This window comes from Roseiconus lacunae (assembly GCF_008312935.1).
Lineage (GTDB): Bacteria > Planctomycetota > Planctomycetia > Pirellulales > Pirellulaceae > Stieleria > Stieleria lacunae.
In genome coordinates this window covers 63,784-76,011 of the sequence record NZ_VSZO01000003.1, presented here as the reverse complement: position 1 = coordinate 76,011, position 12,228 = coordinate 63,784, and the positions used below count along the sequence as shown (strand labels likewise).

Sequence of the window (12,228 nt, the reverse complement as noted above, 5' to 3'; positions counted from 1 at the left end):
CTCCTCTTGCTTCTAGCATCTAGCATCTAGCAACTCTCCCAATGACAGATCACGGATACGATCAGCACAAGCAACGAGCCGCCGAGCGACAAAAGGAACAATCGCAAAAGGGGCGCGACATCGGCAGCATCCCGCCGCCAAAGAACAAGCAACGTCGTGATCGGTGTCGCAAAGATTTGCCGCTGTATCTGAAAACGTACTACCCCGAAACCTTTGCCCTGGATTGGTCGCCCAATCACATCGCGTTCTTAGCGGACGTCCAAAACGTAATCCTTCACGGTGGGCGAAAATGTGTCATGATGCCGCGGGGCAGCGGCAAAACACAAATGCTGACACGGGCGACCAACTGGGGTATCAGCTACGGTTATCGCAACTTCATCGCGCTGATCGCCGCCGAAGAATCCGCCGCCGAGGAGCTGGCCGAAATCCTGATCGCCGAATGGGAAACCAACCAGCGACTCGCCGAAGACTTTCCCGAAATCGCTATCCCGATCCGTGCGCTCGAGGGAATCAACCAGCGAGCCAAGGGGCAAACCTGCGGCGGAAAACGCACCCACATCACGTGGACCACCAAAGAAATCGTTTTCCCGGCCGTCGAAGGATCCGCCGCGGCCGGCGCCGTCATCAAATGTGCCGGCATCCTGGGCCGTATCCGCGGAATGGCCAAGGTCAACGCGCAAAGCGGCAAAACCCAGCGTCCCGACTGCTTCCTGATCGACGACTTTCAAACCGACGCCTCCGCCCGCAGCGACGTCCAGTGCAGCACTCGCGAACTGACACTCAACGGCGCCGTGATGGGTCTAGGCGGCCCCGGCAAAAAGATCGCCGGCCTAGCGTCGTCCACCATCATTCGGCACGGCGACAGTGCATCACGCCTGTCCAATCGAACGCTCTATCCCCAGTGGCGAGCGGACGTGTTCAAATTGGTCGAGAAGTGGCCCACCGCTAAAACCGCACTCGAAAAACTGGAAACCTATCTGGAAATCCGTGCCGGCGAACTGGCCCAGGGAATCGAAGATCACCCCAAAGCGACCGCGTTCTATCGCAAGCACCAAAAGACCATTGAAAAGGGCGGACGCGCCAGCTGGGAAGCTCGCAAGTACCCACACGAAATCAGTGCGCTGCAGCATGCGTTCGGTTTGCGATCCGACAATCCCGATACGTTCGACGCCGAGTATCAGAACAATCCCAAAGACAACAACGCGTCGGTCACCGGGATCCACATTCCATCCAGCGACGAAATCGTCATCAAGCAATACACGCATCGCCGCGGCACCGTGCCCGACGACGCCACGCGAATGTTTTGCGGAATCGACGTCCAAATGTCATCGCTGTGGTGGTACATCGTCGCCGTCACCGAAGACTTCACCGGATACGTGGTCGACCGTGGCGTCTGGCCCGAGCAACCCGCCCTGGGGCCGTACTTCACGTTAAACCAGGTCGAACAAGGCGGCCGCACAATGATGGACGTCACCGGCGACGGCCGTCCCGAGGGCGCACTACGAATCGCCCTCGAAACGCTGACGCGTGGTCTGTTCGATCGCGACGTCTACACCGCCGATCGTTCACGCAAGTTGAAGCTCGAGCTATGCCTGATCGACGATGGCTACCTGACCCGCGTCGTTCAATCCTTCTGCCGATCGTCGCCGCTGGCCGTCCTGCCGGCAAAGGGCGTCGGCGTCACTTCCAAAAGCACTCCCTGGGCCGTCACCCGGCGAAAGCCTGGCGAACGCCGTGGCCCCGGATGGAAAATGCCCACCGTCATCGGTACCGATCAATCACGCCACGTCATGATCGACACCAACGATTGGGCCACACGGATGGCCATGCGATGGGCCACGCCGATCGGCACCCCCGGGTCTTGGTCGTTGTACAAAGCCCCGCATGCGCTCAACCGCATGCTATCCGATCAGCTGTCCGCGGAAACTGCGACCGAAACCTACGGACGCGGCCGCAAGCTTTTCGAATGGTCGCTAAAACCCGGTTGCGAAAACCACTGGAAAGACGCCGAGCGGATGGCGGCCGTCGCCGCCAGCATCGCCGGCATCACCATCCCGGGCGACAAGAAAACATCCGGTGGGAAACCAAAATCGATCCCCGGCATCAGCAACAAGGCCCAGGCCGATGCATCGGCCAACAAGAAACGCAAACCCACGCTTGCCGAGCGACGTGCCGCGATGAAGAACAAGAAACGCGATCGCTAGCCCACTCTCCAAGGGTTGACCGATCGGCGCCGGCCACGGTTGAGTCGACATCGCCCGAATTTTGTTTCGTTAGAAAAAGCCAGCCGGTCGACAACGCACCGGCTGGCCCCATGCCTTGCCTCGCCACGAAACCACGTGTGATTCACCTTTCAGGATTCGCTGTCAATCCATCGGGCAGGTGCCGTGGGCCTCGTGACCGAGGTTTTTAGCCCGATCTCAAAAATTTGGCCATGAATGGCCTCCTTTGGGGATCGAGTAGTATTGATTGTAGGCAGCGTTTGCTTCACGCGTCGGGCGCGCAAAACTTAATCGATCGAACTATTCGCCACGGTAATCGGCCCGGACACTTCCGTTTGTTGGTTGCCCTCGGCGTCTTTCACGCGAGCCATCCACACACCGTTGGCGGTTGCATCCATTGGGATTAGGTCCGCCCTGGGCCACTGGATTGTGATCATGTAATCCGATTCTGGATCCGGATTCGCATCGATTGATCCGACGCCGGCAAACTGATTGCCGTACTTGTCTTTCGCAGCGACCTCAACTGTCCAAGCTGGAGTCGGCGTCCGATCAAAATCCACCGCAAACGATGTTTGGCGATGATTCGCGACCAAGTAATCGTCGCCGACGACCAACCGAAACTTCGCCTGCTTCGGATCGAACTGGGGCGACTTCCGAGTCACCACGATCGGTCGATCGCCAAGCTCCGCAATAATCGCAGCGGCAATTTCTGCGGGATCACTACCCGACGTCCCCTGTCCGAACACATCCGCAAAACTCATGGCGTATCGGTGATCTCCAAATCGAATGTCTTGCCATCTTCGTCGGTCCAACGGCCACCAATGCTTTGGCGAATCGCAGACTTGCTCGTTCTGTTGGCGACTTCGTCAATCTTTTGCCCCAAGCTTTCGATATCGGAACCGGCAAGCACGAACGAAACAATTTCGGCGATCTTGTTTACACCGGCTTCGGTAAGGTGCACGCCATCTTGATTGTATTGGGTTGCTAAATCGTCAATTTCGCCAGTGGTTCCACGTACTTGGCCCATCGCGTCGTGGCACCGAATTAGCAATACGTTGTTTTCATCGCACCACACAGCAAGCCGGGTGTTCCAATCGCGGATCGTCGCGGCTTGTGTGTCGCTGCCCGCTGTCCACGGTAGGATTTCGTTTATGTACAGGGCCGTGCTTGCTGGCACTGCGGCGCGGATCGCGTCTAGGTCTGCCTCAACGTCCGACCATTCCCGCGACTGAGCGATGTCGTTGACGCCGCAATGAATCAAAATATTCGGCGCCCGCGATGCCACGGCGGAAGGCACACCGGTCGATCGGACCCATGCAAAAGTTTGCGATCCCAGTGCATGGTTTTCGTACCCAAATGCGTCCCCCTTGATTTTCCGAATCGCATGCCCAATCTCGCTCGCCTCATTACCTCCAGGTGTACTGCTGGTATGAAGAAAACCGTGGTAGTCGCTTGCACCATTGTGACCCTCTGCGATCGAGTCGCCAGTGATCGCGAGTCGAGGCGCGATACTCATAGCAGCAAGATTAATCGAGTAATTGGTGAGCGTTGCCGACACTGCGTCCGAATTCACATCGCCGTCGACATACTTGACGGATTCGCCTGCCGCATTCGTCAGAGCCAGACCAGATGCATCTCCCGCCCCGGCGTCGGAAACATAGATCCCAAGATAGTCGCCAACTTGGACACCAATTGGTGTAACTAAGTCAATCACTTGGCGAACTCCGGCAGAGTCGCTTAGATCGAACCATTCTGATTCCGATACAACCGATCCAGATCGAAATACCTTGATCTTTGCGGGGACACCAAAATCGTGCACCGCGGCAGTTTGTAGCTGCACCTGTACCAGCTTTCCAACGCGGCGAACGCGTTGCGAATTACCAACTTGCCAAAATGTTCTGCCAATGCCGGACGCGCCTTCGGAGACCGAAGTATCCATCTGCCAGGCAGCCTGATCTACGCCGCCATTAGCTGTCAGTGTGGCAAGAGGGGTGTCCGAAAGGTTGGTTGATTTCGCAATGCTATCGACAGCCACCAGGACTTTACTCGTCGTTGAACCCACACTGCCTAGTTTCGAATCAAGTGATCCTTCAGTTAGCCCCATCGCAGTTAGTATTTCGCTAAGCGCTGCAGCGGAAAATCCTGTTACTCCTCCCACTGCGAGTGATCCGGTGCGAGGATCACTCGCGTACCCGTACTCTACGTTTGCTAACACTGCGGCCTCGGCGGGCAATGCCGGCGGATCTTCAATGCCTCCAGTAGCACCTTCTACGGCGGCAGTACGCGACCACGTGTTTGCGTTTTCGCCTGATAACGGCCAGACGGTTTGCGGAGCCGCGCCCAAGCCATCAGCATTGCCCATCAGCCGGCAGTTCTCAAAGCTAATGTTGTGAGTGTCGGCATCGCTCATCTCCAGGAACAACTGCGATGTAGCCACGTCATTCGCGGCGATGAGAGTGCAATCGCTGAACGTGATTTCTTCAGTCTCATCCTGGTTCAGGCCAGCACCTCCCAGTCTCGAACCCGGTGCCGTTCGGATGACGCCACCGGTTTGTACTGTCATGAGGCACCGTTCGTAGCGAACGTTCTTTGCGCCTTTTAGTAAGACACAGCCGAAGGAACCCGCGTTGCTAACCATGTAGACACAGTCTTCATGTAGCCCATTCTGGCCCTTGTCAACGATCCCGTAACAAGTGTCAGCACCGCTAGGTGCATTTCCCACCGCAACCCTGCGTAACACGTAATTGCTAACGCCACCACCAACGAGCAGTCCATGCGCACCGGCGACCTCGTTGACAGAGATCTTCACGTCTTCGATCAGGTAATCGAACGTGTTGAATGTTGGCTGTGCTGCATCGACCGGGCCGATATGAATCGCGTAGCTCCCCGACGTTGTTTTCCAGATTCCACGGCGGATGATGGTCTCGTTGTCACCACCGCTTGCGGTTACGTCGCCAACATTGGCACATTGAATGGCTGCAGAATCGCCCCCGTGAATGACTTCACAATCTTCGAAAACGACCCGCCGAGTCGCGGAAGATGAGCCGAAGAAATTGACAAGCGGGTTACCACTTTTGCCGCCCGTGATCTTCGTGTCGATGAACTCTGCTACTGCGTCAACGCCGGACCAGCTTGTTCGGGCTTCGACGGCTTCATCGTTTACGCCGGTGTGTGCAATGTGGCAGTTCTCGAACCGAATCTTGCCTGCATTCTGATGCAAAAAAACCGTTCCGAAGTTGAATGCGTCAGCGTCCCCGTGCGGAGCAAGCGTAATGCCCCGCAATGTCAGCTTATGCGACATGTTCTGCGCGCACCTAAGTGCCGTAGAGGCATTGTCAGTGCCGGGTGATATGGTCACATCGTCGTAGTCGTCAGTGTCACTGGTGACCGTGATGTCGAGGCTGATGCTAGGCACGTCTAACCCGTAGGTACTGCCTTCTCGGTAGGTACCGGACTCTACGATCACGTGCGAATCTCCAGCACTGCTGGCTGTATTGATGGCCGCCGCGATCGCACGCTTTGGGGATCCGATCGTTCCTGGGTTGCTATCGTTGCCAGATGTGGACACATAAATAGTCATAGTTCAATCAACTCCGGTTCAGTGTCGCCGCCCCGATCCCAAATGCAGCGGCAAAATCCATGTGCACGCAGTGCATCGAACACCAGCCGGCGAGTCTCAAACGGCCGCATCCGGCGTTTAGTCATTGCCATCCGTACTTCGGCCGTTTTTCCGTGATCGCGAACCGCAACCATCGCGACCGCGATCGGTGAATCGTGCGGGTACTGGCCACCATCTTCAAAGATCCGTAGCTCGTAAATCGTTGGTTGCAGGTGGGCGATCATCGGTTCCTGATTCAATTGCTACTCTGCAGGGCCGTTCGCGCATCGCGGATCGCATCCTGAAACCGATCCGATTCACCGCGATGTGCCAGCTCGGTCGCGTCGATGATGGATCCAATTGCCGAACGATCTTTGCGTTGTTGCTCGGACAACTCCAGGACCGCCGTCTCCATGTTGGCGGATGTCTTGGCCATTGATTCCATGCATCGCGATGTTCGATCCATCGCACCGCACAACACGTCCAACTGATCCGCGTTGCGAGCAGCCATCGAATTAGCGTGATCAATCATCGATTGCATCCGCTGTTCTTCTTTCGCCGAACGCTCTTTTTCCATCTTCTGTCGCTCGGTTTCCCTGCGGTCTTCGCGTTCGATCGCGTCGGTCCGAAACTTCCATGAAAAGAACACCGCTAGGATTGCCCCAACGAACAACAGCACGCCAGCGACAAAAATTTCGCTTCGGCCATCGGTCACCTTGACCAGCGCATCAACGCCTTGTTCAACTTGTCCGATCATTGAAACCGATCTCCGACGGTCCGTACTCCGATCATCCGCAACAACGATTCCAACCGAGCTCAGAATTGGACGCGGTCCAGCAGCGGATTGACCCAATCGGTCATAGGGCAATACGCGATCGCCGCCCGGCTCTTGGGGATCAGCCGCCCCATTTCGCGATGATGCGAATCGTGGTGCTCGCGACTGATAAACAATCCGAACTCCTGCAGGCCGCGAATCCACCGCGGTAGCTTTCGTCTCGGCTCATGTGCAAATCGGTGAACCAGGTTCCCGAACGCTGCAAATGCCAATCCCAACCAGAACCACACCGGCGCTCCCATCGACCACGCGAGCATGGCAAGTGGCCAAGCGACGATTGCGGCCGATCGCATGTTTTGCCAATGCGTCGACAACAACATTGCCGTCGGGCGTTCGTGGTGCAATTGATTGTCCGTCGCCAATCCGCGTGCGAATTCAAGCGACTGGGTATCGTCTAAATAACGATCCTCGAACCAATGAAAAACACCGGTGATAAAATCGGCCAGCAACCATGCGGCAAGAATTTGAATCCAGATCATCGCTTCGTGTCGATCGTCTTGAGGATCTGTTCGGCAAAGAAGTAACCGGTTTTCAACTGGAACGTTTGATTGTCAACGCTGAATTCCAACTGCGGTGCCGGCTCGCCTTCGATGTCTTTGACTTCGAAAACCTCAATTCCCTTGGCTCGCAACTTAGGTGCTTCGGCAATCATCCACCTAGCACATGCGGGGCATTCCCCATCTTTGAAACTGCGCATCGTCACGACCACCCGGGGCTCGGCTTGCTTCGTCACTCGTGGCGGCGCCTTTTCAACCAATCGTGATCGTATCGACGCAACTTCACGCTCCAGCTCTGCGATCCGCTTGGCCAACCCATCCAGCTTCGCCTGGCAATCACAATCGCAACTGACCGGCTGGATGCCCTTCGCGGGGTTGTTCTCGAGATCTCGATAACTGGCCGCCTGCTCAGTCACATCCGCCTGCTCAGTCACATCCGCCTGCTCAGTCACATCCGCCTGCTCGGTCACATCTGGCGAGAACCAACTGGGCGGCCCGGCATGGATCACCGAACCGGCCAACGTGATCGCGATCGCCGCCGCGATCACTAGTTCGATCGAGGTGCGACCGAATCGACTTTGCTTTGTGAAATCAACGCGAATCGGTCTCGGCGTCGGTGTCTCCATATCGCTACGGCCAATGATCACCGTCCAGGGATGTTTCAGCATTTGGTCGACTGCTGCCGGATCCAAATACGCGTACCCCTTGATTCCCCATCGCAGCCCCCAGCTGTTCTTGACCAAGAACCAATACCCGGCCGTGCTGCGTTGTCCGACGGTCGCATCAGTGACGTAACCCACGATCACGACGCTATGCCCGCCATCACGCCGGGTGGTAAAGAACTTGCGAATGCAGCCGTACTTGTCTGGCTGCATGGCGGGCCCCCAGGAAATGCCGATCTGCAGCACCCCAAGCCCGGACCCCAGAAACTGCTTGCACTCCATCGCCGATTTGGGCAACGTGTGCGACATCAAGCGGGCTTTCTCCGCCAGCTTTCGCATCTTGTCCGTCACCCAACCCCAACCGGGATAACTGTTCGGATAGGGCGCGTCATCCTCGGGGCAGAATCCGACTTCCTTTGCCGCCTTCGTGCCGGCACTCAGCGAACTTCCGCGATCGCCGCGCAACCGATCAAACATTTGCGAAACCAGGTACGCAAACATCCGGCTGAACTGCACCACCTTTCCGGTGACCAGGAAGAAACAAAACTCGGCACAATCGGTCAGTGCGTTGCCTTGGCAGCTACCGATGGATCCCTGATTTTCGACTCGCAAAAAACCTTTGCCGGCCTCGGGATGATTTCGCGGGTCAACCTCCTCGGGCAGATCCCCCATCATCAACACCACCGGTTCAGCCTTCGTTTGCTCCAGCTGCTCACGATCTTCGCGGTCCGGATCAAATCCGCCGACCAAGTGCGAGTACTCGTCAAACGCGACGTCCTGTTCCTGGCTTGGTTTTTCTTCGCTCACTGCGATGCCCTCCGGAATCCTTCCGCTACTTGCTGGGTGTGACGGACGACAGTTTCGCGTTGGCTCGCGTCCCAATCGCCCATCGGGTTGTGTGGCATGGCCACGTTCTCATGATCTGACAGCGGCATGAACGCATCCTTGCGTGCCGCCGTGGAAAGCGCTTTGCTCATCGCAAAGTACTGCTCTTGATTGGCAACACGACCGGCCGCGACTTCCTCTGCCAGGTACGTTTGCCCCTCCGCCATCGCCGCCATGTACTTCGCGCACAATGACTCGGTCAGCTCGGCGACATCGGCCACCACTGGCGTTGGCTCCGGACCTGGCTCCGGACCTGGCTGTGGACCGATCGACCGTCCGGGCAGCATGATGATCGCCGAGATCGCGACCACGACAAACGCGATTGGCCAAACCAATCGCATCGCGACCGGCTCACGCGTCACGTGGCTGGATGATGGTTGACTACGAATCGATCGCAGCAATTCCGCCATGGCTTTTGTTGATTCACTGTCCATGTCGTGCCTCTTCTAAACGGATGATTCGGGCCTCGAATTCATCGACTCGTTTTGCGGTCACATCGACCTTTCTGGCGGCCTCATCGAACCGCAGGATGACCGCTTCCAGCGGATCCGGATCCGCTGCCGAATCCCCAGCGTCGGCGTTTGCGTTCGACGACACCGCGTCATCGGTCACTTGACGTGACTGACGCAATCGAGACGCGATCATGTCCGTCAGACTCGACGCCACGCGATAGCCCTTGAAAAAGGTCCACCACAAAACGGTGCCGATGACATAAGCGATCGCGGACAAGATGTCGGCGACATCCGACAACGGGTCACCGTAGACCGGTGCCTCCGCCGATCCACCGGCCATCGCGACGAACGCCCCGGACAGCGGGTTAAAGACACGCCCGGTGAAAAACCAGAACGTGAAAACGATGATGCCCAGATAGCCGATCAACAATCGCCAGCCCCGGACTTCACTTGGAACTTGATTCATACCCTGGCTCGTTGGGTTGGTAGGTAAACGATGGCGTGAACACGTTGTTGATCACCCACTGTTTGATCAGCTCGGTGATCAAACGCGTGGCGATCGCAATCCAGATCGATTTAGTGACGCCACGAAACGCGTGACGTTTGACCAACCTTTGTTTTGCGATCGCTCGGATTTCACTGTCCTCAAGCGACGCCCAAACACTCAACGCCTTCGTCATATACAGGTCGCGTCCGATCAATCGCGTTTGCTTGCGTGAATCGAACTTCAACCACGAATACAGGCCAAGGGACTTGGGTTGCTTGGACATCGGGGATCCGGACTCGGGTGACTCAACGAACATTCATTCGAAAACGGGAACTAACTTGGTTGCATCGACGGGGCGACCGATCGGGACATAGCTGCTTCGGTGGGCTCATCTTGATGGTGGGCGAGCTCAGAACGAGCAAGAGAAAGACAAGCGAGACAAGACACGCTCAATGACGTGCTGGCGGTCGGCAAGAAACCGCCGTGATCCATGTTCATCGCAAGTCATGCGATCGCGATCATGGAAGGAATGCAACTGCGACCTGACTGTCACCCCGTCAATGCTTCCGACGGAACTCACGATACCACCTCGCTCGTGAATCCCTTTCATCGCGGTTTACAAACCTGGTCACTTCGTTCGTTTTGTAAAAGCCATCACGTAGTGAAGATGCCGCAAAACATCGCGGAAACCCGCATCCGACGTAGGCTCATCGTTTTACAAATGAAAAAATTGCCGCTCGTTTGTAAATCCTTCCACCCTCAAACATCGGAGCGGCTGGTATCGTCGATGCATGGATCAAGCCACCGAAGACTCGCTCCGCCAAGCCGCGGCGGCGCCGAAACAGACCACCGTCGATGGGACCACCAATGTTGAACATTCGTTAAAAGACCATCTCGATGCGGAAGAGCGAATCGCATCGACCAAATCGCTCAGGCGACGTGGATTCGGATTCGCCTTTGCCAAGGCTCGGATGCCTGGCGCCTCCTAATCACGCCTCTCCCTCTTTACCGCGTCTGGGAACGATTCCCAATTTTGCCGGCACGATGCCGACGCGGTACTTTTCAAGCTCAGGATGAGCCAGACTTTCAAGAGCCAAATTGTCGACCAGCATGGGCAAAACTTTCGCATCACCGTTCGCTCGGAACGCGAATACCAATCGCTGGTCGCAAACAAGCATCCGACGCTCCAGGCCTTGTACGACGTTGCCAGCGATGGCGGCCGGAATGAAGAGCATTGGAAGATGGCGGACGGACTGTCCGCCCGTGCTGCCAACAGCCCCAGCGTCAGAAAACGCATTCGCGAACGCGCCCGGTATGAATATGCCAACAACGGCTATGCCAAGGGCCTGGCGTGGACACTGTCCAACGACCTGATCGGCAGCGAAGTACGCGTCCAATTCAAATCGGGTGAATCCGACCTAGACCGACTGCTCGAACGTCGGTTGATGAAATGGATGCGTGTGACAAACCTGGCTCGCAAGCTTCGCACCGGCCGTGTGATGCGCAGCGTCGACGGCGAATCGATGTTCTTGCGTCAATACTCGCCGCGACTCAAGAACAAGGTCAAAACCTCAGTCCGCCTGTGCGAATGCGACTACTTCGATGATCCCATGGGACGCGAAGAGGAAAACTATACCGGTGGTGTCCACATCGACCCACTCGATGGCGAACCAAGCCGCTACACCATGATGCGCACCCATCCGGGTGACACGTTTTATGCGGACCTGGCCACCGACACGATCGACGCCGACGACTTGTTTCATTGGGGGCGTTTCGAACGTGGTGACCAGGTCCGCTTCGTCAGCGAAATGTGCCAAAGCTTGTCACTGTACGCGCAAGCTCGACGCCTGTCGCTCGCATCACTGACCGCCGCCGAAACCGCCGCCGCGATCGCCGCCTACTTCGAAACCCAATCAATGCCGCTCGGTGAAGACGGTATCCCTGACTACGACAACGACTTCGAAGCCCTCGAATCCATGCCGATCGAACACGGCACGATTCTAGGCGTCCCACGAGGTCACAAGGTCAGCCAGATCAAGGCCGAACAACCCACCACGACCTACCCGGACTTCAAAGGCTCCATCATCGATGAAGCCGGCCGCGGCCAGGTCGCACCATCAAACATCAGCCGCGGATCCGCAGCCGGCTACAACTATTCGTCCGTCCGCGCAGACAACCAACCCTACTGGTCGATGCAAAAGACCGAGCGTTTCGACCTCGGCAACGAAGGACTCGACAAAATCGCCAGCTGGTACTTCCGCGATGCCCGATTGGTGTACCCGGAATTCCGCTCGATCGATCCCGACGATTTACCAGATCACGTTTGGTACTTCGACGGCCAACCGCACATCGACGAACAAAAGCATGCCGACTCACTCGTCACGCTCGTCGACGCGGAACTGATGACCAAAAACGAAGCGTTACTCGAACGCGGCCGCGATCCCGAAGCCCACTGGGACGACATTCGCCAGCAACGCCGGCGTGATGCGGAATTAGACAAGATCCGGATCCGCACCCCGTCACCGCGTCCCTCCAGCGACAAGCAACGCCAATCCAGCGACGACGATTCTGATTCGGACCAATAACGCGA

The 12,228-nt window shown here is 57.0% G+C and carries 12 protein-coding genes; 3 read left to right on the top strand and 9 right to left on the bottom strand.

From position 1 onward, the window contains the following. Positions 1-41 precede the first annotated feature (41 nt). Positions 42-2,204, top strand: a complete 2,163-nt coding sequence (locus FYC48_RS08105) for a terminase gpA endonuclease subunit (RefSeq protein WP_149496211.1) — start codon at positions 42-44, stop codon at positions 2,202-2,204. A 305-nt stretch (positions 2,205-2,509) separates the two neighbouring features. On the opposite strand, the gene FYC48_RS08100 is transcribed toward FYC48_RS08105, so the two are convergent. The 9 genes from FYC48_RS08100 to FYC48_RS08060 are packed head-to-tail and all read right to left on the bottom strand — an operon-like array spanning position 2,510 to position 9,921. Continuing rightward, on the bottom strand, positions 2,510-2,983 hold the full coding sequence (locus FYC48_RS08100) for a hypothetical protein (protein ID WP_149496210.1): 474 nt from the start codon (positions 2,981-2,983) through the stop codon (positions 2,510-2,512). Further along, positions 2,980-5,802 (bottom strand): SGNH/GDSL hydrolase family protein, encoded by a 2,823-nt coding sequence (locus FYC48_RS08095; RefSeq protein ID WP_149496209.1) that lies wholly within the window; start codon positions 5,800-5,802, stop codon positions 2,980-2,982. Before FYC48_RS08095 ends, FYC48_RS08100 begins: the two co-directional genes overlap by 4 nt. Next, positions 5,799-6,065 (bottom strand): hypothetical protein, encoded by a 267-nt coding sequence (locus FYC48_RS08090; RefSeq protein ID WP_149496208.1) that lies wholly within the window; start codon positions 6,063-6,065, stop codon positions 5,799-5,801. Before FYC48_RS08090 ends, FYC48_RS08095 begins: the two co-directional genes overlap by 4 nt. A gap of 11 nt (positions 6,066-6,076) precedes the next feature. Beyond that, complete coding sequence (locus FYC48_RS08085) at positions 6,077-6,577, bottom strand: hypothetical protein (protein ID WP_149496207.1); 501 nt, start codon at positions 6,575-6,577, stop codon at positions 6,077-6,079. A gap of 59 nt (positions 6,578-6,636) precedes the next feature. Continuing rightward, positions 6,637-7,134: a fatty acid desaturase CarF family protein gene (locus FYC48_RS08080; RefSeq protein ID WP_149496206.1), complete on the bottom strand. Its 498-nt coding sequence runs from the start codon at positions 7,132-7,134 to the stop codon at positions 6,637-6,639. Next, positions 7,131-8,621 carry a C1 family peptidase gene (locus FYC48_RS08075; RefSeq protein WP_149496205.1) on the bottom strand — a complete coding sequence of 497 codons (1,491 nt, stop codon included), beginning with the start codon at positions 8,619-8,621 and terminating at the stop codon, positions 7,131-7,133. The genes FYC48_RS08080 and FYC48_RS08075 overlap by 4 nt, the downstream gene beginning before the upstream one ends. Continuing rightward, entirely contained in the window at positions 8,618-9,133 is a 516-nt protein-coding gene (locus FYC48_RS08070) for a hypothetical protein (protein WP_149496204.1), read from the bottom strand. The genes FYC48_RS08075 and FYC48_RS08070 overlap by 4 nt, the downstream gene beginning before the upstream one ends. After that, positions 9,123-9,617, bottom strand: a complete 495-nt coding sequence (locus FYC48_RS08065) for a hypothetical protein (protein WP_149496203.1) — start codon at positions 9,615-9,617, stop codon at positions 9,123-9,125. Before FYC48_RS08065 ends, FYC48_RS08070 begins: the two co-directional genes overlap by 11 nt. Beyond that, entirely contained in the window at positions 9,598-9,921 is a 324-nt protein-coding gene (locus tag FYC48_RS08060; protein ID WP_149496202.1) for a hypothetical protein, read from the bottom strand. The genes FYC48_RS08065 and FYC48_RS08060 overlap by 20 nt, the downstream gene beginning before the upstream one ends. A gap of 508 nt (positions 9,922-10,429) precedes the next feature. Between FYC48_RS08060 and FYC48_RS08055 the strand changes: the two genes are divergently transcribed. Both FYC48_RS08055 and FYC48_RS08050 read left to right on the top strand, forming a co-directional pair. After that, the gene (locus FYC48_RS08055) at positions 10,430-10,627 is read left to right on the top strand and encodes a hypothetical protein (protein ID WP_149496201.1); all 198 of its coding nucleotides are present in this window, start codon (positions 10,430-10,432) and stop codon (positions 10,625-10,627) included. Between the two features lie 84 nt (positions 10,628-10,711). Further along, positions 10,712-12,223, top strand: coding sequence for a phage portal protein (locus FYC48_RS08050; protein ID WP_149496200.1), 1,512 nt, complete (start codon positions 10,712-10,714; stop codon positions 12,221-12,223). Positions 12,224-12,228 lie beyond the last annotated feature (5 nt).

What these genes read in the sequence shown, in the direction of transcription:
- FYC48_RS08070 (WP_149496204.1), bottom strand. Translation starts at nt 9,133, where the DNA reads ATGGACAGTGAATCAACAAAAGCCATGGCGGAATTGCTGCGATCGATT.
- FYC48_RS08100 (WP_149496210.1), bottom strand. Translation starts at nt 2,983, where the DNA reads ATGAGTTTTGCGGATGTGTTCGGACAGGGGACGTCGGGTAGTGATCCC.
- FYC48_RS08050 (WP_149496200.1), top strand. Translation starts at nt 10,712, where the DNA reads ATGAGCCAGACTTTCAAGAGCCAAATTGTCGACCAGCATGGGCAAAAC.
- FYC48_RS08085 (WP_149496207.1), bottom strand. Translation starts at nt 6,577, where the DNA reads ATGATCGGACAAGTTGAACAAGGCGTTGATGCGCTGGTCAAGGTGACC.
- FYC48_RS08060 (WP_149496202.1), bottom strand. Translation starts at nt 9,921, where the DNA reads ATGTCCAAGCAACCCAAGTCCCTTGGCCTGTATTCGTGGTTGAAGTTC.
- FYC48_RS08095 (WP_149496209.1), bottom strand. Translation starts at nt 5,802, where the DNA reads ATGACTATTTATGTGTCCACATCTGGCAACGATAGCAACCCAGGAACG.
- FYC48_RS08090 (WP_149496208.1), bottom strand. Translation starts at nt 6,065, where the DNA reads ATGATCGCCCACCTGCAACCAACGATTTACGAGCTACGGATCTTTGAA.
- FYC48_RS08105 (WP_149496211.1), top strand. Translation starts at nt 42, where the DNA reads ATGACAGATCACGGATACGATCAGCACAAGCAACGAGCCGCCGAGCGA.
- FYC48_RS08055 (WP_149496201.1), top strand. Translation starts at nt 10,430, where the DNA reads ATGGATCAAGCCACCGAAGACTCGCTCCGCCAAGCCGCGGCGGCGCCG.
- FYC48_RS08080 (WP_149496206.1), bottom strand. Translation starts at nt 7,134, where the DNA reads ATGATCTGGATTCAAATTCTTGCCGCATGGTTGCTGGCCGATTTTATC.
- FYC48_RS08065 (WP_149496203.1), bottom strand. Translation starts at nt 9,617, where the DNA reads ATGAATCAAGTTCCAAGTGAAGTCCGGGGCTGGCGATTGTTGATCGGC.